Here is a 20,718-nt window from a genome sequence, read left to right on the forward strand (position 1 = left end):
CATCACACTGGGGCGAGGCGACTCGCCCTCGAGCCATTTAGCCTTTTTCGACAAACATTGGTGTATCCGACCACGGCTCGCAAAATCACCGCGCATTGAAACTCGATGAAATAAGTCAGATCCAGCTCATCTGCCTCGGTGTGCAGGTAGGAGCGTCCGTATTTCACCGGTGCATTGCGCAGCAGCAGACTGATCGCAATGTAGCGAAACGCCGCGAACTCATGTTTGAACATGAACCAGTAAAACAAGGCTCTCGCGACCCGCCCGTTACCGTCGCGAAATGGATGTTCATAACCCATGGCGAAATGCAGCGTCACGGCCTTGGTCAGTGGATGCAGATAATTTTTGTCCAGAATCGAGGCAGCGGGCCGGTTGATCCAGGCGGACAACCTCGCCAACCGCGCAACCAATCCTGCAGCAGGAGGTGGTCGGTGCACGGTGTTGCCTGAACCATCCTGAACAACCACCTCATCATTGGTCCGGAACAATCCGGGGGAATACTGCTCGTCATCGATCCCCTCCACACCCACTCGATGGATCTCTGCAATCAGCTCAATGCTCAGAGGTTCATAACGCTTTTCCCAAGCGAAATTCATCATTCGATAATTACCCATTACCATGCGCTCATCCGGCGTCCGCGGCTGGCGCTGATGCTTGAGCATGTCCTTGGCAACACGAGTAGTGGTCGCCGCGCCCTCCAACTGGCTACTGGCGATGGCTTCGTCTTCGATCAGGTCATTGAGCAGACAGGAGAAATGCGCCCGCTCGCCGATCTGACTGGTCATGTAATCCAGCGCGGCCGTACTGGCGTAACGATCCACCACAGCCAAGGTTTTCTGCGCCAACGGCGTTGGCACGTATTTGCCCCACTGCACCGGCTCGCCCAACGGCAACAAATGAATGTACTGGGCCGCCCGCGCCTTCTTCACCAACGCCCAACAAAGGTTCGCGTCCAACCCTACCGCCCAGCGAAAGCGCAACGCCTCGAATGGCAAGTAGCGCCCCTGATCATCGAGCGGCTTGAGCAGCGCCAGATAATCCGCAAGTCGTTGCTTGTGTGGCGAGCGGGCCAACAGGTCGAAAACAGGATCCGTTCTGCCGGCTAATGTCGGTGGTTTCTTCATCAGACAGACTCAAGGACTCGGAAAAGCAGAACCCGGAGTACAGCATTGGACGGCCAGCGCCTCAAGATCGGAGGATTCTGAAAAAGCTGTAGGAAGGCAGCGTGAATTGGCGATTCGAAATGAATTGGCTGTCAGACCGCCTTCGCGAGCAGGCTCGCTCCCACAAAAGCAAAAGCAAAGCAGCGCAGCTGCCCGCGGCGCAGCCGCCCCACTCAACAATGAGCGCAAGCTCGAGTGCTTTTGATCCACCAGCGACGTCGGAAGGCTGAGTGGAGGGATTGACCCGGGCGTGGGAGCGCAGCGACCGTTCGACGCAGTCGAACACAGCGGAAGGAGGTGCAGCGAAGCAAACCGTAGCCGCTGCGCCCGGATCGATCCCGGAGCGAAGGAACCCGAGCCTGCGAGGGCCGAACGTAGGAGCAAGCGTTTTGGGTTACCTTTTTGGCGTTTGAAAAAGGTGACCCGCCGTAAGGGCGGAACCGTAATCAGCAACACCCACAGGAACGGATATACACCCAAAACACCCAAGTCATGGTCGGCCCGAAGGCCGCCACGACACAAAAACCTCAAGCCTCCTTACGCACCCGAAACCAGGCCGCATACAACGCCGGCAAAAACAACAGCGTCAGCGCAGTCGCAACAATCAGCCCGCCCATGATCGCCACCGCCATCGGCCCGAAAAACACACTGCGCGACAGCGGAATCATCGCCAGCACCGCCGCCAGCGCCGTCAACACAATCGGCCGGAACCGCCGCACCGTAGCCTCGATAATCGCCTGCCAGGGCCTGAGCCCCGAAGCGATATCCTGCTCGATCTGATCGACCAGAATCACCGAATTGCGCATGATCATCCCGGACAATGCGATGGTCCCGAGCATCGCCACAAACCCGAACGGCTGCCTGAACACCATCAGAAACAACGTCACCCCGATCAAGCCCAACGGCGCAGTGAGAAACACCATCGCCGTACGCGAGAAACTGCGCAACTGCACCATCAGCAAGGTCAGCACCACGACAATGAACATCGGCACCCCGGCATTCACCGACTTCTGCCCGCGCTCGGAATCCTCCACCGTGCCGCCGACATCCAGCAGATAACCATCGGGCAACTCAGCGCGAATCGGCTCCAGCGTCGGCATGATCTGCTTCACCAGCGTCGCCGGTTGCTCCTTGCCATAAATGTCAGCGCGTACGGTCACGTTCGGCAGGCGGTTGCGGTGCCAGATGATGCCTTCCTCGAAACCATATTCCAGCGTGGCAATCTGCGACAACGCCACACTGCGACCGTTATCCGTCGGCACCGCCAGGCTCGGCAACAACGACAATTCAGTGCGCTCGTGCACGGTGCCGCGTAGCAGAATCTCGATCAATTCGTTGTCTTCGCGGTACTGGCTGACCGTCGAGCCGACCAGCGAACTCTGCAGGAATTTCGCCAGATTGGCCGTGCTTACGCCGAGGGCGCGGGCGCGATCCTGATCGATGTTCAGATAAACAACTTTGCTCGGTTCTTCCCAATCCAGGTGCACGTTGACCACATGCGGATTCTCGCGAACCTTCGCCGCCACTTTGCGCGCCAATGCACGGACTTCTTCGATGTGCTCGCCAGTGACGCGGAACTGCACCGGATAGCCAACCGGCGGGCCATTTTCCAGACGCGTGACGCGCGAACGCAGGGTCGGGAATTGCTCGTTGAGGGTTTCGATCAACCAGCTGCGCAACGCTTCACGCTCTTCGATGGTTTTCGCCAACACCACAAACTGGGCAAAACTCGCCGCTGGCAGTTGCTGATCCAGCGGCAGATAAAAGCGTGGCGAACCGGTGCCGACATAGGCCACGTAATTGTCGATGCCGGCGTGCTCCTTGAGCAGCGCTTCGAGGCGTTTGACTTCACTGGTGGTGTTGGCCAGCGAAACACCTTCGGCCAGTTTCAGGTCGACCATCAACTCCAGCCGGTTCGAAGCCGGGAAGAACTGCTGCGGGACGAAGCGGAACAACACCACCGAGGCGATAAACAGGCCCACGGTGAGCACGATCACCGTCTTGCGATGCGCCACGCACCACTCCACCAGACGCCGCACGCGCTGATAAAACGGCGTGGCATACGGATCAGGCTGACCATGGCCAGTACCGTGTTTTGCCGCGTGAATTTTCGCCAGATCCGGCAGGAGTTTTTCCCCCAGGTACGGCACGAACATCACCGCCGCGACCCATGAGGCGAGCAAGGCAATGGTCACTACCTGGAAAATCGAGCGGGTGTATTCGCCGGTGCCGGACTGCGCAGTGGCAATCGGCAGGAAGCCGGCGGCGGTGATCAACGTGCCGGTGAGCATCGGGAATGCGGTGCTGGTCCAGGCGTAACTCGCCGCGCGAATGCGATCGAAGCCCTGCTCCATTTTGATCGCCATCATTTCCACGGCGATGATCGCGTCGTCCACCAGAAGCCCCAGCGCCAGCACCAGCGCACCGAGGGAAATCTTGTGCAGACCGATGCCGAGGTAATACATGCAAGCGAAGGTCATCGCCAGCACCAGCGGAATGGTCAGCGCGACGACCATGCCGGTGCGCACACCGAGGGAAAAGAAGCTCACCAGCAAGACGATCGCCAGCGCTTCGACCAACACCTGAACGAACTCGCCGACGCCGGTTTTTACCGCTGCCGGCTGATCGGACACCTTGCGCAGCTGCATGCCGGCCGGGAGGTTTTTCTGAATGCGCGAAAACTCGCCTTCCAGCGCCTTGCCCAGGACGAGAATGTCGCCGCCGTCCTTCATCGCCACGGCCAGACCGATCGCATCGTCGCCCATGAAACGCATGCGCGGCGCCGGTGGATCGCTGAAACCGCGACGCACTTCGGCGATATCGGCGATGCGGAAGGTGCGATCGGCGACGCGGATCGGAAAATTCTTTATCTCATCGACTGTCTGGAAATTCCCCGAGACGCGTAGCTGCAAGCGCTCGCTACCGGTTTCGAAGAACCCCGCCGTGGACACCGCGTTCTGTTCCTCCAGCGCCTGTTGCACCGCCTCCAGCGGCAGGCCGAGCGTGGCGAGTTTGACGTTGGACAGCTCGACCCAGATTTTCTCGTCCTGCAACCCAAGCAGTTCGACCTTGCCGACATCCTTGACCCGTTGCAGCTGGATCTGGATGCGGTCGGCGTAATCCTTGAGCACGGCGTAGTCGAAACCGTCGCCGGTCAACGCATAGATATTGCCGAAGGTGGTGCCGAACTCATCGTTGAAGAACGGCCCCTGAATTCCCGGCGGCAGGGTCTGGCGAATGTCGCCGACCTTCTTGCGCAATTGGTACCAGAGGTCGGGGATGTCCTTGGAGTGCATCGAATCGCGGGCAATGAAAGTGACCTGGGACTCACCGGGGCGGGAGAACGACATGATGCGTTCGTACTCGCCGGTTTCCATCAGTTTCTTTTCGATCCGTTCAGTAACCTGGCGCGAGACTTCCTGCGCGGTCGCACCGGGCCAGCGGGTCTGAATGACCATCGCCTTGAAAGTGAACGGCGGGTCTTCACTCTGGCCGAGTTTGGTGTAGGACAACGCGCCGACAACGGCGAGCAAAAGCATCAGGAACAGTACGATCTGGCGATTACGCAACGCCCATTCGGAGAGGTTGAAGCGCATCGGGGCTTACTCCTTGTTCGCCAGATTGACCACACGGTTGGAGCGATCCACTGGTCGCACCTGCTGGCCGTCGAGCAATACGTGAACGCCGGCAGCCACCACCCAGTCGCTGGCATTCAGGCCTTCGAGCACCGCCACGCTTTTCTCGCCGAACGGACCGACCCGTACCGGAGTTTTCTTCAACGTGTTGTTGCCGTTGACCACCCAGACGTAGGTCGCGCCGTTTTCAGCGGTCAGCGCGGAAAGCGGTATGGAAAGCGAGACACTGTCAGCCGCTTGCACGAACACCCGGGCGCTCTGCCCCAGTTCGGCCTGGACTTTGCCGCTGGTGAACGAGATACGCGCAGCAAAAGTGCGTGAGCGCGGGTCGGCGGACGGCGACAACTCGCGGATCTGCCCGGCGAAGCGTTGATTCTGCTGTGCCCACAATTCCACGGTAACCGGCTGACCAACCTTGAAGCGGCCGAAGCTTTGCTCCGGCAGGCTGATCAACACTTCGCGCTCACCATCGGTGGCGAGAGTGAACACGGTTTGCCCGGCAGCGACCACCTGACCGACTTCCACCGAACGCTTGGCCACCACGCCATCCTGCGGCGCACGCAGCACTGCGTAACTGGCCTGGTTGGTCGAAACGTTGAATTCAGCTTTGATTTGTTTAAGGCGGGCTTCGCCGGAGCGATATAGATTTTCGGCGTTGTCGTAGGCCGAGCGGCTGACCATCTGCCGCTCCATCAGGGTTTTGTAGCGATCACGCTCGGCGCGCACTAGGTTCAGATTGGCCTCGGCGGCAGCAACCTGCGCGCGGGTAGCTTCCAGTTGCAGGCGCACATCCTGCGGATCGAGTTCGGCCAAGGGCTGATCGGCCTTGACGCGCTGGCCTTCGTCGACCAGTCGTCGGCTGACTTTGCCGCCGATGCGGAATGCCAGATCAGGCTCATAACGGGCACGCACCTCGCCCGGATAACTTTCCATCGCCTGCGCCGAAGGCTCGGGCTGTACCACCATGGCCGGGCGTACGGTGACTTTGGTCACCTCTTCCTGACCGCACGCCGATAACAGGAACGCCAGACTGACTGGCACGGCAAAGGACAACGCATGGCGGAACATGGTGACGGACCTTTCGCGAATGAGGCTTGGAATATTTATACTGGCGGGTATGGTATTAATAGCAAACTCACCAGTCCAGTATTAAAAGCGAAGAATGTCGAACAATCTTTCAACTTCAAACGGCCCGGGCCGCCCCAAGGATCTGGCCAAACGCCAGGCGATCCTGGATGCGGCGAAAACCCTGTTTCTCTGCCATGGCTACGCCAACACCAGCATGGACGCGGTTGCCAGCGAGGCCGGCGTGTCGAAGCTGACGGTCTATAGCCATTTCAACGACAAGGAGACGCTGTTCTCCGCTGCTGTCGTCGCGAAATGCGAGGAACAATTACCGCCGCTGTTCTTCGAATTGCCGGATGGCATCGCGGTGGAAAATGTATTGCTGAACATTGCCCGGGGCTTCCATCAACTGATCAACAGCGATGAATCAGTGAACCTGCACCGCCTGATCATGGCGCTGGGCAGTCAGGATCCGAAGCTGTCGCTGATCTTCTTCGAGGCCGGCCCCGAGCGCGTGGTCAACGGCATGGAAGGTCTGCTGACGAAAATCCATGCAACCGGCGCGCTGAGCATCGACCAGCCACGCAATGCCGCCGAGCACTTCTTCTGCCTGATCAAAGGCGCGGGGAATTTCCGTTTGTTGTACGGCTGCGGCGAGCCGCTGACCGGAGAGGCAGCGGAGCGGCATGTGCGGGAGGTGGTGGGGTTGTTTATCAGGGCCTACGGGGGAGGAGCAGCTGCGAGCTTCTAGCTGCAAGCTGCAAGAAAAAGCAAAAGCAGTGAATTGGCTCTGGCTCTGGCTTGTAGCTTGTAGCTTGTAGCTTGCAGCTTGCAGCTTGCAGCCTGCAGCTGCTTCTAGGGCTTCAGCGCTTTTTTCGGATAAATGTCATACCGGCTCGATTTGCCATCCAGCGCATGGCTCGGTTTCGGCCCTTCGATGCACGGTGCCTTGCGCGGGCGCTTCACCACCACCCGGTGCGTGGCCAGTGCCAGTGCGGCTTCAAGCAGGGCCGGGGCATCCGGATCATCGCCGACCAGCGGGCGGAACAGGCGCATCTCTTTTTTCACCAGCGCGGTTTTCTCGCGATGCGGGAACATCGGGTCGAGATAGATCACCTGCGGCGCCTCCCCTTCCCAACTGCGCATCACTTCGATGGAATTGCCCTTGAGCAGTTTCATCCGCGCCACGATCGGCGCTACATCGAAATCTTCTGCCGCCCGCGCCAAGCCGTCCTCAAGCAGTGCGCCGATCAGCGGCTGACGCTCGATCAGGCTCATTTCACAACCGAGACTGGCCAACACAAACGCATCCTTGCCCAATCCCGCCGTGGCATCCAGCACCCGCGGGCGTACGCCTTGGGCGATGCCGACCGCTTTAGCGATCATCTGCCCGCTGCCGCCGCCATACAATCGACGATGCGCCGCGCCGCCTTCGACGAAGTCGACCCGCACCGGTCCAGGCGCATCCGGGCCGAGCTGCTGCAACTGCAAACCCTGTTCGCCGACCTGCAAGGCGAACTCACCGTCCGCCTCGCCGAGCGGCAGGCCGAGACGTTCGGCCCAGTGTGCGGCTTGCGCTTGAAACGCTGGGGCGAGGGCCTGGACATGGATGCGGCAGGCCGCGGGTGACTCGATCATGAAAAAAACGCTCAAAAAAGTTAAGGATCGACAAAAACCGCCGATAAACCATTCAACGCGCATTTTGCCAGAGCTGAGCGTCAACCGAAAAAAATGTCAGGCATTCTTCCCACATCGATTGGCTACGTTTCGCCCCATGGCGACTTCAGCCGTCATAACACTCAAGCACTGAGCGGCGTCAGTCACCTGTGGCAGGATTTCTTTGCCCAGGCCCTGGCCGAACAGACGAGTGAAGTGGTGCCTGCCTGTGGCACGTTTCCACCGGTTGACCTGAACAGCCCGGAAGAACCGACCGTTGGCAGCGAGCTGCACGCGCACATCGTCAGCCAGCGTGAGTGCGACGTGGTCGAAACCCAGGTTCGCCCGCCGGAGCCACTGTTCCTGCCGATCGCCGAGTTCGAAATGGAGCTGCTGGACAAGCCGTTCCCACCGTTCCCGCCAGAAGAACTCAAGGCTCAGCAAGAGCAACAGGATTTCGACAGCAGCTGGGTACGCCCGATTGTGATCAACAATGGCCAGCCAGTGCCGGAGCCAGGCCCTGCTCCGCAGAAACGTCCGCTGTACCTGCCGATTGCCGAGTTCGACCTGGACTTGCTGCAGAAGCCTTACCCGCCGTTCCCGCCGGAAGAAATCGTCGAGCAACAGAAAGCTCTGGACTTCGATAATGGCTGGGCTCGCCCGATCGTCCTGCAGAACCTGCGCCTCGCCGCCTGATCCTCAGCGACACACGCTCCAGCGCCCGACATCGACATGGAAGTGATTGCGATGAGCGGCGTTGTAGTCCGGACTCAACACCACACTGAATGACTCACAGGCGCCGTCACGCAGCTGGCGCAAAAACTCTGCGTCCTGGTTTTGCTTGGGCCAATCCTTGAGCACGCTGATCGTGCGCCCGTCAGACAGGCGGAAACCGGCGATGTCCAGCGCATCGGCACTCGCATGTCGGCTAAGGGCACCGCTCTCACGGTTGTAGACATTGCGACAGGCGAAGCTGCCGAGGTGATCGACCCGCGCGATTTTCTGGCCGTAAACCGATTGCGCCGCCGGCTGCAGGGTGTGGTGTTCGAACATCGCGTAGGCCACCGCCAGCGGGCAACTGGCGATGAAACTGCTGCTCAGCGCTACTTCACCGCCCTGCACCCGCAGAGCACCGATCAGCGGACACTTGGCGCCCGGACTGTCGGCTTGGGGGCTGACGCGCAGATCCGAGCTGCTCAATGCCTGTGCGCACAGTTCAGGATCGCTGCGCAGGCGCATGAGTTTGTAACCGGTCAGCCAGTTGGGCGCGGCTTTTATGTCCAATGGCGCCCACGGGTTCCACTGCGGCGGCACCTCCAGCCAGCCGCGCCAGACACTGACCGCCGCACCGCCGATCGCCAGCAACAGCACCCAGAAAAGCCAGCGCCCCATGCTCAGTCCTTGAAGAATTGATTGGCCTTGGCGTACGGCATCGACTGCGACGTAAAGCCAAAGGTGCCGGCCTGTTGGATCTCTTCCGCCGCGCGGAAGAACTCGCCGAACGCCGCCAGCGCCAGAGCAGAGCCGGTGCTGATGCGGCGTACGCCCATTTCCTCGAGCTGCTGCACGGTCAGTTTCAAACCGCCAGACATCAACACATTGACCGGTTTCGGTGCCACCGCTTGCACCACTGCACGCACTTCTTCGGCGCTGCGCAAACCCGGCGCGTAGAGCACGTCGGCACCCGCTTCGGCAAATGCCTGCAAGCGGCGAATGGTGTCGTCGAGATCGGGATTACCGTGCAGGTAATTTTCCGCGCGAGCCGTGAGGATGAAGGGAAACGGCAAGGTGCGCACCGCCGCGACGGCGGCTTCAATCCGTGCGACGGCGTGTTCGAAGCAATAGATCGGCGCATCCGGGCGCCCGGTCGCGTCTTCGATCGACCCGCCCACCGCGCCCGCCTCGGCGGCGCGCAACAGACTCTGCGCGGACTCCAGCGGATCATCGGCAAAGCCGTTTTCCAGATCCACCGCCACCGGCAGATCCGTCGCCGCGACAATCGCGCGGACATTGGCCAGGGTCTCGTCGAGACTCAACGCGCCATCAACCTTGCCCTGGGAAAACGCGTAACCGGCGCTGGTGGTGGCCAAGGCCTGATAGCCAAGACTGGCGAGCATCTTCGCCGAGCCGGCATCCCACGGATTGGGGATGACGAAGATCCCCTGGCGATCATGCAGGGCCTTGAAGGCTTGAGCTTTGAGGAGTTGTTGTTGACTGACTTGGACGTTCATCGACGGACTCCCGGACAGAAAAAACCCGCCTCAGAGCAAGCCAAGCTGCTCGGCGGCGGGTTCTCTGTATAGCTCAGGCAGCGCGGGCAAGCCAGGCAAACGTTGCATCAGTTGTGCGTGAAAACGTTGCGCCAGTTTCGCTGCCAACAGGTTGTCGGCGGTGTGCAGGAACATGTAAGGCGTGCGCCCCTCTTCGATCCATTCAGCAATTTTCACCACCCACGGCACGAGAAACGCATCGTTGGCCTCAAGCTCGGGATGGCCGATGAAACGCACCTGCGGAAACTGCGTGAACGCCGCCGGACGGGTCGGCACTCGCGGCTTTTTCGACTGCGCGTGGATCACCGAGGACTCGGTCGACAAGCAGCTGAACAGCGCGCGCGGGTCAAGACAGATGCGCTCGACACCGCGATCCAGCAACAGACGATTGAGCAGACGCTCGCTCTCGCCCTTGGCGAAGAACTGTTCATTGCGCACCTCGACCGCAAGCGGGCAATCCAGCGCATCGATAAACGCCGCGAGCTCCGGCAGACGCTGCGGCGTGAAGCTTTTCGACAGTTGCAGCCACAGCGGCGAAACACGTTCGCCCAACGGCTTGAGTAATTGCAGGAAGGTTTCGGCAGCGGTCAGTTGCTCGCGCAGGTCACCACTGTGGCTGATGTCGCCGGGGAATTTGGCAGTGAAGCGAAAGTGCGCCGGCATGATCTCGGCCCAGCGCTGCACAGTGGCTGGCGACGGACTGGCGTAGAAGGTGGTGTTGCCTTCGACGGCGTTGAACACCTGGCAGTAGAGAGCGAGAAAGTCGGAGGTTTTTGCGTCTACCGGATACAGATACTCGCGCCAGGCATTTTCGCTCCAGGACGGGCAACCGAGGTAGTAAGGCAGATCCATCAGATATACAGATCGAGGCCCAGCACGTCTGCGTCCCAATCGACAAAACCGGCGGTGCTGAGGTAGCTGGCCAGGGCCATGGCTACGCTTTTCTTCATCGCGCGGTGGTAAATCATGTCTTGCTGACGGGCAGGCAGGTTGCTCAGGCGTTGCGCAGCGGCTTGGGCGGCACGAGCAGCAAGCTGCTCCTCGCTCGGAAATTCCAGCTCGCCGTCGATGATGTCGACGGACTCATCCAGCGCCGCATTGCCTTTGCGCGGCTTGCGCTTGATGGGGTAGGACTGAGTGGAAACGCCGTCTATACGCATAATGTCATGCTCGGTATCAATGATGGCAATTTAGCGGCACCTGACCGACTTAGCAAACTGCCGAGTGATAACTAGAACACAGAAAGCGCAAAAGGTTTTAAGCGAGGGCGTAGAAACTGACGATTGGCGATATTTGTATGTGACCAGCGAACCTGTGGGAGCGAGCCTGCTCGCGAAGGGACCAGCACATTCAACACATGCATTGACTGACCAGAAGCCTTCGCGAGCAGGCTCGCTCCCACAGGAGAAAGTGTCGTATCAGCGGGCTTTCGGGGTGGCGACTTTATCGCGCAGGTAGACGGGCTGGGCGTCATCCGCCGGGATCGCCTCGCCGCGCTCCCAGGCAAAACGCGCGAGCGTTAGCAGGTCTTCGGCGTGGGGCAGCATGCCGGCGTCGGAGCCGCTTAGATTGACCGCAATGCGCTCACCATAACCCCAACCGGTACCGGCACCGAACCAGTCACCTGTGGCATCGGCCGGTAGCGCAGCCACCTCCGGCGGCAGCACCGCTTCGGCACCGACCAGACGCATCTCCCCCGCCGTCTCGCGGTAGCAGCCCCAATACACTTCATCCATCCGCGCATCGATGGCGGCTGCCACCTGGCTTGCGCCATGTTCACGAAAGCCACGCTGTGCCAGCACTGCAAGGTTGGATACCGGCAACACCGGACGATCCAAAGCAAAGGCCAAACCCTGCACCACACCAATGGCAATGCGCACACCGGTGAACGCGCCCGGGCCACGGCCGAAGGCAATCGCGTCGACCGCTTGCAATGTGGTGCCGGCATCGGCGAGCAATTGCTGGATCATCGGCAGCAGCTTCTGCGCATGCAGGCGCGGGATCACCTCGTAATGACTCGTGACCTTGCCGTCATGCAGCAAGGCAACGGAGCAAGCTTCAGTCGCGGTGTCCAGGGCCAGCAAGGTGCTCATCGATGTTTCCAAAACAGGGGTGGGGAAAAAAGTGCGTCAGTATAAACAACTACGGCCCGCAAGCGGGCCGTGGATGATGCAGCCGATCAGACTTTTCAGCTCAGCGCGGCCAACACCTTGGCGGTGATCGCATCAACCGAACCCACGCCTTCGATGTGGCTGTACTTTGGCTTACCGCCGTTGTTGGCGGAAAGGTTTTTATAGAAATCCACCAGCGGTTTGGTCTGCGAATGGTAGACCGACAGGCGATGACGCACGGTTTCTTCGGTGTCGTCCTTGCGCTGCACCAGCTCTTCACCGGTGATGTCGTCCTTGCCAGCCAGTTTCGGCGGGTTGTAGACGATGTGGTAAACGCGGCCGCTGGCTTCGTGAACACGGCGACCGGCGATGCGCTGGACGATTTCTTCGTCTTCTACAGCGATCTCGACCACGGCATCCAGCTCGACGCCGGCAGTGACCAGTGCTTCAGCCTGCGGAATGGTGCGCGGGAAGCCATCGAACAGGAAACCGTTGGCGCAATCAGGTTGAGCGATGCGGTCCTTGACCAGCGCGATGATCAGGTCATCCGACACCAGGCCGCCGGCATCCATGATGCTCTTGGCTTGTACGCCCAGTGGAGTGCCAGCCTTGACTGCTGCACGCAGCATGTCGCCGGTGGAGATTTGCGGAATGCCGAATTTCTCGGTGATGAATTTTGCCTGAGTACCTTTACCGGCCCCGGGAGCTCCCAGCAGAATGACGCGCATCGATGTGCTCCTCAATTTTTTATATAAAAGCTTTACAAAACAAAGGATTCGCTCGTAACCGGCGGATCCTGAAAATAAGGGTCGTGGCCGCACAAACGGCCAAAGGCTGATCAAGATACACAGCAGGCTGCGCCCACACAAGACGCCAAAAGTCGGAGAAACCGACGCCCGCCGTGACCTCGCGACGCGGTAACCCAAGTCGCAACCCCAACATTAACTGTCGCCTCGCGGCACTTTCCTACGGCACAAGTAGCGGCATCCGACCCTCATCGCGGATGCCGCCTGACGTGCTCAGCAACCTTAGCCGGTATTGCGCAATCCGGCGGCAATCCCCGCCACAGACACCAGCAGCGCCTGTTCCACCGGGCTGCCCTGCTCGACTTCCTGCTGCCGCGAACGCGCCAACAATTCGGCCTGCAATAGATGCAGCGGGTCGAGATAGGTATTGCGCAAGCGGATGAATTCGAGGGTGTCCGGGCTGTGCGCCAGCAGCTGCGACTGCCCGGTCAGGCCCAATACTACGGAGCATGCCTGCGACAATAGGTCGCGTAACTGCGCGCCCAACGGCAGCAGATCGGCTTCGACCAAACGTTCGTCATAGGACTGCGCGATATCCGCGTCGGCCTTGGCCAAGACCATTTCCAGCATGTCGATACGAGTGCGGAAAAACGGCCACTGTTCGCGCATCTGCCCCAGCAACTCACCTTCGCCACGCTCCAGCGCCTTGCTCAGCGCAGTCTCCCACCCCAGCCAGGCCGGCAGCATCAATCGGGTTTGGGTCCAGCCGAAGATCCACGGGATCGCCCGCAGGCTTTCGATACCGCCGGCGCGGCGTTTGGCCGGGCGACTGCCGAGCGGCAAACGTCCCAGCTCCTGCTCTGGGGTCGACTGACGGAAGTACTCAACGAATTGCGGATTTTCCCGCACCACCTGGCGGTAAGCGCTGACACCGTCCGCCGCCAATTCGTCCATCAGATGGCGCCATTCCGGAGTCGGCGGCGGCGGTGGCAGCAAGGTCGCTTCGAGCACGGCGGCCAGATAAAGATTGAGGTTTTGCTCGGCGATGTCCGGCAGGCCGAATTTGAAACGAATCATTTCTCCCTGCTCGGTGGTGCGGAAACGTCCCGCCACCGAACCCGGTGGTTGCGACAGAATCGCCGCGTGCGCCGGACCGCCGCCACGGCCAACGGTGCCGCCGCGACCGTGGAACAGGAGCAGTTCGACTTGCTGCTCACGGCAGATATCCACCAGGCGCTCCTGCGCGCGATATTGCGCCCACGCAGCAGCGGTGGTGCCGGCATCCTTGGCCGAGTCGGAATAGCCGATCATCACTTCCTGCGGGCCGTGCAAACGCGCGCGATAGCCCGGCAACAGCAACAGACGTTCCATCACCGGCCCGGCGTTGTCGAGGTCGGCGAGGGTTTCGAACAGCGGCACCACGCGCATCGGCCGCAGAACGCCGGATTCCTTGAGCAGCAGTTGCACCGCGAGCACGTCGGAAGCGGCGCCGGCCATGGAGATCACGTAGGAACCCAGCGACGCAGCGGGCGCGGCGGCGATTTCCTTGCAGGTGTTGAGCACTTCGGCGGTATCCGCCGATGGTTTGAAATGCGCGGGCAGCAACGGACGACGGTTGCTCAGCTCCTCGGTGAGGAAGTTGATGCGCTGCTCTTCGTCCCATTCCTCATAGCGGCCGAGGCCGAGGTAATCGGTGATTTCGGTCATCGCCGAGCTGTGCCGCGTTGAATCCTGACGCACATCGAGGCGCACCAGAAACAGTCCGAACGTCACCGCCCGACGCAGGCAGTCGAGCAACGGCCCGTCGGCGATGACGCCCATGCCGCACTCGTGCAGCGAGTTGAAACACAACTGCAACGGCTCGAGCAGGTCGCGATTGTCGTGCAGCACATCGGCGGTGGCCGGGGTCGGCGCGGTCAATGCAGCGTGCGCCCAATTGCGCGTCGCACGCAGACGTTCGCGCAATTGTTTGAGCACCGCGCGATAAGGTTCGGCGCTGTCGCCGGCCTTGGCCTTCAGCGCATCGCTGGCCTGCTGCATCGACAACTCGGCAGCAAGGTGATCGACATCGCGCAGATACAAATCAGCGGCCATCCAGCGCGCCAGCAGCAAGACTTCGCGAGTGACGGCGGCGGTGACATTGGGGTTGCCGTCACGGTCGCCGCCCATCCATGAGGCGAAACGGATCGGCGCGGCTTCCAGCGGCAAGCGCAGGCCCGTCGCGGCGAACAGCGCCTGATCGGCCTTGCGCATATGGTTGGGGATCGCCTGCCACAACGAATGCTCGATCACCGCAAAGCCCCACTTGGCTTCATCGACCGGGGTCGGTCGGGTGCGGCGGATTTCTTCGGTGTGCCACGCTTCGGCGATCAGCCGTTGCAGTTTGCTGTGGATCTGCTCGCGCTCGGCGCTGGTCAGGTCGCGATGATCCTGCGCGGCCAGTTGCGCGGCGATTGCATCGTACTTCTGGATCAACGTGCGTCGCGCCACTTCGGTCGGGTGCGCGGTCAGCACCAGTTCGATTTCCAGGCGAGCCAGTTGCCGGGCCAGGGATTCGGCGCTGTGCCCTTCGCTGCGCAGGCGCGCGAGCAGTTCCGGCAATACCCGCGACTCGAACGGCGCCGGTTGCGATTCCTCGCGGCGATGGATCAGCTGATATTGCTCGGCGATGTTGGCGAGGTTGAGAAACTGATTGAAGGCCCGCGCGACCGGGAGCAATTCGTCTTCGCTCAATTGATTGAGGCTGGCGCTCAGTTCAGCGTCCATCGAGCCGCGCCGGTCGGCCTTGGCGCCCTTGCGAATCTGCTCGATCTTGTCGAGGAACGCCTCGCCGTACTGGTCTCGAATGGTGTTGCCCAACAGCTCTCCGAGCAGGTGAACGTCTTCGCGCAAGCGTGCATCAATATCGGTCATCAGCAGTTCTCCAGCGGTAATCGGGGACAGCGCAGAAACGAATGCTTTGCCAGAGAGTGCCGCTCTGCGCCGCTTCTTACAAGCAGGCGACGAATCGACTTAAACCTTGCGCGTGAATGTCAGTCTCAACAGTAAGCCGTACGACGGCCCGCCGCCGGCGCTGCCGGACACTCACCCAGGCCTGCCATCAGCAGGCGCTAAATGAGGTCATCATGAAAATTCGTGAACTCGCCCAGCATTGGGAAGAAAACGCCAAAGGTCGCCTGACCGACACCGGCTACACGATTCATCTGGATGTGGAATCCGCTGCGAGGCTGGCGGCGATTGCGGAGATGTACCCCAAACGTCATCCCGAGGAGTTGCTCGGCGAACTGATCGGCGCCGCGCTCGAGGAGTTCGAAGCGAGCCTGCCGTATGTGAAGGGTTCGACCGTGGTGGCGACGGACGAGGAAGGTGATCCGCTGTATGAGGATGTCGGCCCGACGCCGCGTTTTCTGGCGTTGTCGCGGCGGCATTTGCATGATTTGTCCTCGGCTGAGAACAAGCAGAAGCACTGATCCGACACACATCACAAATGTGGGAGCGAGCCTGCTCGCGAATGCGGATTTTCATCCAGCATTTGCGCTGGCTGACACAGGCTCGCTCCCAGATAGGCTGTATTCCAGATCGCAAATTGGTTTATCAACGGCCAGATTGCACCCGCGCGTACCGCTCCAAAGCCCCAAAGTTCCCGTTCCAGAGCCTTGTCCAAACGGTCAATTTAATTTTTGGCGATAGGCCATCTTTTCTGAACTTTTCAAAAATGCCGCCGGTCGGAACAGGTAACCACGCCTGGAACGAGCGTTTCAATTCGCGTCAACAAGCGATGCTTTCGGCTCCTCTGCCAGGATGGATTCAGTTGTATTTTCAGGAGATGCCTAATGGAGTTGAAGACCATGAAAACCCAAACCTCGTTTTCCCACCTGCGCGGTCTGAAACTGGCCGCTCTGGCCATCGGCACCAGCTTCGTACTGGCCGGTTGCGCGGGTAACCCACCGACCGAGCAGTACGCCGTGACCCAATCGGCCGTCAACAGCGCCGTCAGCGCTGGCGGTACCGAATTTGCTGCGGTGGAAATGAAGCAGGCTCAGGACAAACTGAAACAAGCTGAAATCGCCATGCACGACAAGAAGTATGACGAGGCCCGTCGCCTGGCCGAACAGGCTGAATGGGACGCTCGCGTCGCTGAACGCAAGGCTCAGGCCGCCAAGGCCGAACAGGCTGTGAAGGATTCCCAGAAAGGTGTTCAGGAACTGCGTCAGGAAAGCCAGCGCACTGTGCAGTAAGCGCGCATCCCGACCGCAAAGCTGAAACTCTTACCGATAGAAAGGACGACAAATTATGCGTAAGCAACTGATGATTCCCGCTCTTCTGGCCGCAAGCGTTGCACTGGCTGCCTGCTCTACTCCGCCTAACCCGAACCTGGAACAGGCGCGCACCAACTACGCCGGCCTGCAGGCCAACCCACAGGCGAGCAAAGTCGCGGCACTGGAAACCAAAGACGCCAGCGATTACCTGGACAAGGCCGACAAGGCATATCTGGACAAAGAAGATGCGGCCAAGGTTGACCAATTGGCTTACCTGACCAACCAGCGCGTCGAAGTGGCCAAGCAGACCATCGCTCTGCGCACCGCTGAAAACAACCTGAAAAACGCCGCAGCCCAACGTGCCCAGGCCCGTCTGGATGCCCGTGACCAGCAGATCAAACAGCTGCAGGACAGCCTCAACGCCAAGCAGACCGATCGCGGTACGCTGGTGACTTTCGGTGACGTGCTGTTCGCCACCAACAAGGCTGATCTGAAATCCAGCGGCCTGGTGAACATCAACAAACTGGCGCAATTCCTCCAGGAAAACCCGGATCGCAAAGTGATCGTCGAGGGTTACACCGACAGCACCGGCACCGCGAGCTACAACCAGTCGCTGTCCGAGCGCCGCGCGACTTCCGTGCAGATGGCTCTGATCAAGATGGGCGTCGACCCTTCGCGCATCGTCGCTCAGGGTTATGGCAAGGAATACCCGGTAGCGGATAACGGCAGCGTCTCGGGCCGTGCGATGAATCGTCGTGTGGAAGTGACCATCTCCAACGACAACCAGCCAGTAGCACCGCGTTCTTCGGTGAGCTCGAACTAAGCTTCACCCGGTAACGCAAAAGCCCCGCCTGAATTGATCAGGCGGGGCTTTTTTGTGGGAGCAGACATCGTAGCCCCTCACCCCAGCCCTCTCCCAAGGGAGAGGGAGCCGATTTGTGTCGCTTTCAAAACTTGTGTTCGGCGCAATGGATCAGGTCGACGTAGCTTAAACAAACACCTCGGTCAGTCCCCTCTCCCTCTGGGAGAGGGTTAGGGTGAGGGCTGAACCTGCAGAATCACTTCTCGAGTTTCTGCGGAGTCTCTTCGCCCATACACCGCACAGCTTTCTTCTGCGTGTTGACCAGCACCCCGGTCAGGCCTTTCTGTTCGGTATCGAACAGCACCAGCACGCCATCAATGCACTGCGCAACTTGCGGCGCAGGCGTCAGCGAGACTTTGTAGTCCTCGCCCGGCACGGTCTTGAGCATGGTGAATTCGCTGAGCAGCAACGCATCCTCAGGCTTGGCAAAGTGCAGGTAGCCGTAGTACCACAGCGCCCCGACGGTGCCGAGGATGCTGCAGATACCGGTGATGATCAGTGGGATGGCGTTACGTTCTTCACTCATTGCGGACTCTCATCTTCAGAATTCGGGGCTTTCGGATAATTGGGGATTTCGCCGAGGCGGCGCAGGCCGTCGAAGTGTTCGGGGTCGTCGAGATAGCGCAGCATGACCTGACGCCACACCGGGTCGCCGAAGGTTTGCACATGACCGCCACGGGTCAGCTGCAACACGCGCGGCGGCGGCGCTGCCTGATACAGGCGAATGCCGTTGGCCATCGGTACCAGCGGATCGTCGATGCTGTGGAAGATCAGCTTGGGCACGCCGGTCAACTGCGCCATCGAGTTGATCGCGCTGTCGCCGTCCGGGACCAGCCACGACAGCGGCACTTGCAATGGCCAGGTCAGCCACGAAGTGCTGAGGGCGAATTGGCCGACACTGCGATAACTGGCCGGCACGCCATCCAGCACCAGGGCCTTGAGTTGTTTTTGCCGTTCCGGGTGCTGCGCCAGCCAATGCACCGACATCGCGCCGCCGAGGCTTTGCCCGAGCAGCACCAGCGGTTTGCCTTTGACCTCGGGCGCGTTGTCGAGCCAGGCGAACGCGGCGTCGATGTCCTGATAGATCGCCGGCAGGCTCGGCTTGCCCTCGGACAAACCGTAGCCGCGATAGTCGACCAACAAGACCTGATAGCCGTTCTTCGGCAACCACCAGCTGCCGCCCAGATGCATCGGCAGATTGCCGCCGTTGCCGTGCAGATGCAGGACCGTGCCTTTGACCTCGACGCCAGGTTTGGCCGGCAGCCACCAGGCGTTGAGTTTCAAGCCATCGGCGGTGGTCAGGGTGACGGTGCGGTATTCGAGTTTGGCTTTGTCCGGGGTGAATATCTGGCCCGGTTCAGGATAGAACAGCAGCGAACTGCAACCACCGAGGGTCAAGAGCAGGCAAAGGATGCCGAGGATTCTCATCCGGTGAAACCTCGCAAAGAAGAGAACTGAACACAAATCAAACCTGTGGGAGCGAGCCTGCTCGCGAAAGCGGTGTATCAGCCGACATCAATGTTGAAGGTGAAATCGCATTCGCGAGCAGGCTCGCTCCCACAAGGGGTTCGGTGCTGGGTCTAGAGGATATTGGAATAATCCGCCTCAATCCGGTCCAGGCTCAAATGGTTGAGGAAGTTGGAGAAACACATCCACGCCGACAACGCATTCAGATCCCGGAACTGATCAGGTAGATATTTGGGCGGCACCACCAGTCCTTCGTCCACCAGTTGGCGCAAGGTCCGCATGTCTTCCAGTGTGGTCTTGCCACAGAACAACAACGGAATCTGCTCAAGCTTGCCCTTGCGCACGGCCAACTGAATGTAGTTGTAAACCATGATGAAGCCCTTGAGATAGGACAAGTCTTTGGTGAATGGCAGACCGGTCGGCGTCGAGCCACGGAACACCCGGCTGGCGTTGCCGTAGCTTTCGGCCATCTCGAAACCTTGCTCGCGGAAGAATTCGTAGATCTGCAAGAAGTCCGCGCCCTCCTCGACCATATGAATCGCACGGGTGCGGTTGGTCAGTTTGCGCAGGCGACTCGGGTAAGAAGCGAAGGTGATGATTTCCATCAGGATCGCCAGCCCTTCCTGGGTCACCGTTGACGAGGGCGGGCCTTTGGACAGGAAAGTGCAGATCGGCTGGTTCAAGCCATTGAGCGTAGTGCCGACATGCACCAGACCTTCGTGGACTTCCAGTGCGCGCACGTCGCGGTCGTTGAACAGCGCGTCGGTGCGAATCTTGATGTAGTCGGCGCCCGCAGCGGCGTCGGCGACGATGCCGTCGGACTCGAACACGCGAATCGTCTCTTCGGCCTCACCGAATACCTTGTTCAGTCGGGTTTGCAGCAGGTGCACCGCGTCTTTGGCGGTGAGGATCTTCGGCTCGTCCTTGAGATCGCCGCGTCCGTCGATGTTGTTCAGGTAGTCGGACATCATTAGGCCGAGGTCGGCCAATGTCGGGTCACCGGCGTGGAAGGCATCGGACGCCGCGCCGTACAGCTCTTGCGAGATCAGGCCGAAGTCCTCGGTGCCACGCGCTTCGAGCATGCGCACCACCATGCGGTATTCCTTGCACATGCGCCGCATGATCTGCCCGACCGGGTTGAACTGGCCGAGCTGGCGGGTGATGTCGCGCTCGATGTTCTGGAATTCCAGTTTGACCTGGCTCGAGTCGAACGACAGCGGGCGGTTGAGGTAGTAGTCGCGATCCACCGCCGGCATTTCCTTGCCCTTGGCCTTGAGAAAGCCCTTGCGCACGTTGTCGTCCCATTTGACCGCATCGAGCACGCGGATCGGCGTCTGCGCCAGCACAATGCGATCGGACAACATGCGTATCGTCTGCTGGTAATCGTCCACCCGAAACTCCTGTAGAAAACGTGACGTAGCCAATCATAGGCGCTGAGGCCTTTGTGGGAGCGAGCCTGCTCGCGAATGCACTGTGTCAGACAA

Annotated in this window: 19 protein-coding genes; 5 read left to right on the forward strand and 14 right to left on the reverse strand. The window is 60.3% G+C overall.

The window, feature by feature from the left end:
- Window positions 1–2: 2 nt before the first annotated feature.
- The 3 genes from ND528_RS16670 to ND528_RS16680 form a co-directional block, all read right to left on the reverse strand.
- Window positions 3–1,124, reverse strand: a complete 1,122-nt coding sequence (locus ND528_RS16670) for a Fic family protein (RefSeq protein WP_263470739.1) — start codon at window positions 1,122–1,124, stop codon at window positions 3–5.
- Window positions 1,125–1,690: 566 nt separating this feature from the next.
- The gene (locus ND528_RS16675) at window positions 1,691–4,759 is read right to left on the reverse strand and encodes an efflux RND transporter permease subunit (protein ID WP_263470740.1); all 3,069 of its coding nucleotides are present in this window, start codon (window positions 4,757–4,759) and stop codon (window positions 1,691–1,693) included.
- Between the two features lie 6 nt (window positions 4,760–4,765).
- A complete protein-coding gene (locus ND528_RS16680) occupies window positions 4,766–5,866 on the reverse strand; it encodes an efflux RND transporter periplasmic adaptor subunit (protein WP_263470741.1) in 1,101 nt (366 codons plus the stop codon).
- Window positions 5,867–5,960: 94 nt separating this feature from the next.
- Here ND528_RS16680 and ND528_RS16685 point away from each other — a divergent pair, with 94 nt between their 5' ends.
- Entirely contained in the window at window positions 5,961–6,614 is a 654-nt protein-coding gene (locus ND528_RS16685; protein WP_212615413.1) for a TetR/AcrR family transcriptional regulator, read from the forward strand.
- Between the two features lie 104 nt (window positions 6,615–6,718).
- Here the strand turns inward: ND528_RS16685 and ND528_RS16690 are convergent, their stop codons facing one another.
- Window positions 6,719–7,501 (reverse strand): class I SAM-dependent methyltransferase, encoded by a 783-nt coding sequence (locus ND528_RS16690; protein ID WP_269076997.1) that lies wholly within the window; start codon window positions 7,499–7,501, stop codon window positions 6,719–6,721.
- A 93-nt stretch (window positions 7,502–7,594) separates the two neighbouring features.
- Here ND528_RS16690 and ND528_RS16695 point away from each other — a divergent pair, with 93 nt between their 5' ends.
- Complete coding sequence (locus tag ND528_RS16695; protein ID WP_056783179.1) at window positions 7,595–8,215, forward strand: hypothetical protein; 621 nt, start codon at window positions 7,595–7,597, stop codon at window positions 8,213–8,215.
- Window positions 8,216–8,218: 3 nt separating this feature from the next.
- Here ND528_RS16695 and ND528_RS16700 read toward each other — a convergent pair whose 3' ends face one another.
- From ND528_RS16700 to ppc, 7 genes are all read right to left on the reverse strand, one after another.
- Window positions 8,219–8,911, reverse strand: coding sequence for an extensin-like domain-containing protein (locus tag ND528_RS16700; protein ID WP_130912766.1), 693 nt, complete (start codon window positions 8,909–8,911; stop codon window positions 8,219–8,221).
- Between the two features lie 2 nt (window positions 8,912–8,913).
- Window positions 8,914–9,750, reverse strand: a complete 837-nt coding sequence (locus ND528_RS16705) for an isocitrate lyase/PEP mutase family protein (protein ID WP_263470742.1) — start codon at window positions 9,748–9,750, stop codon at window positions 8,914–8,916.
- A 30-nt stretch (window positions 9,751–9,780) separates the two neighbouring features.
- Window positions 9,781–10,641 (reverse strand): DUF72 domain-containing protein, encoded by an 861-nt coding sequence (locus ND528_RS16710; RefSeq protein WP_137215249.1) that lies wholly within the window; start codon window positions 10,639–10,641, stop codon window positions 9,781–9,783.
- Window positions 10,641–10,949: a hypothetical protein gene (locus ND528_RS16715; RefSeq protein ID WP_186533202.1), complete on the reverse strand. Its 309-nt coding sequence runs from the start codon at window positions 10,947–10,949 to the stop codon at window positions 10,641–10,643. Before ND528_RS16715 ends, ND528_RS16710 begins: the two co-directional genes overlap by 1 nt.
- Window positions 10,950–11,207: 258 nt before the next feature.
- The gene (gene tsaB / locus ND528_RS16720; protein WP_137215248.1) at window positions 11,208–11,882 is read right to left on the reverse strand and encodes a tRNA (adenosine(37)-N6)-threonylcarbamoyltransferase complex dimerization subunit type 1 TsaB; all 675 of its coding nucleotides are present in this window, start codon (window positions 11,880–11,882) and stop codon (window positions 11,208–11,210) included.
- Window positions 11,883–11,977: 95 nt separating this feature from the next.
- Window positions 11,978–12,628: an adenylate kinase gene (gene adk, locus ND528_RS16725; RefSeq protein WP_024011750.1), complete on the reverse strand. Its 651-nt coding sequence runs from the start codon at window positions 12,626–12,628 to the stop codon at window positions 11,978–11,980.
- A 300-nt stretch (window positions 12,629–12,928) separates the two neighbouring features.
- Complete coding sequence (ppc, locus tag ND528_RS16730) at window positions 12,929–15,559, reverse strand: phosphoenolpyruvate carboxylase (RefSeq protein ID WP_212615410.1); 2,631 nt, start codon at window positions 15,557–15,559, stop codon at window positions 12,929–12,931.
- 212 nt (window positions 15,560–15,771) lie between these two features.
- Between ppc and ND528_RS16735 the strand changes: the two genes are divergently transcribed.
- The 3 genes from ND528_RS16735 to ND528_RS16745 all read left to right on the forward strand — a co-directional run bounded on the left by ND528_RS16735 (window position 15,772) and on the right by ND528_RS16745 (window position 17,728).
- On the forward strand, window positions 15,772–16,116 hold the full coding sequence (locus tag ND528_RS16735; protein ID WP_042606952.1) for a hypothetical protein: 345 nt from the start codon (window positions 15,772–15,774) through the stop codon (window positions 16,114–16,116).
- Window positions 16,117–16,479: 363 nt separating this feature from the next.
- Entirely contained in the window at window positions 16,480–16,884 is a 405-nt protein-coding gene (locus ND528_RS16740; protein ID WP_137215244.1) for a DUF4398 domain-containing protein, read from the forward strand.
- A 55-nt stretch (window positions 16,885–16,939) separates the two neighbouring features.
- Entirely contained in the window at window positions 16,940–17,728 is a 789-nt protein-coding gene (locus tag ND528_RS16745; RefSeq protein ID WP_024011746.1) for an OmpA family protein, read from the forward strand.
- A 235-nt stretch (window positions 17,729–17,963) separates the two neighbouring features.
- Here the strand turns inward: ND528_RS16745 and ND528_RS16750 are convergent, their stop codons facing one another.
- The 3 genes from ND528_RS16750 to ND528_RS16760 form a co-directional block, all read right to left on the reverse strand.
- The gene (locus ND528_RS16750) at window positions 17,964–18,293 is read right to left on the reverse strand and encodes a hypothetical protein (RefSeq protein ID WP_263470743.1); all 330 of its coding nucleotides are present in this window, start codon (window positions 18,291–18,293) and stop codon (window positions 17,964–17,966) included.
- Window positions 18,290–19,195, reverse strand: a complete 906-nt coding sequence (locus ND528_RS16755; RefSeq protein WP_263470744.1) for an alpha/beta hydrolase — start codon at window positions 19,193–19,195, stop codon at window positions 18,290–18,292. The genes ND528_RS16750 and ND528_RS16755 overlap by 4 nt, the downstream gene beginning before the upstream one ends.
- Before the next feature lie 152 nt (window positions 19,196–19,347).
- Window positions 19,348–20,598, reverse strand: coding sequence for a flavohemoglobin expression-modulating QEGLA motif protein (locus ND528_RS16760; protein WP_166554750.1), 1,251 nt, complete (start codon window positions 20,596–20,598; stop codon window positions 19,348–19,350).
- Window positions 20,599–20,718: the final 120 nt, after the last annotated feature.

It is taken from the genome of Pseudomonas mercuritolerans (genome assembly GCF_025706525.1).
Lineage (GTDB): Bacteria > Pseudomonadota > Gammaproteobacteria > Pseudomonadales > Pseudomonadaceae > Aquipseudomonas > Aquipseudomonas mercuritolerans.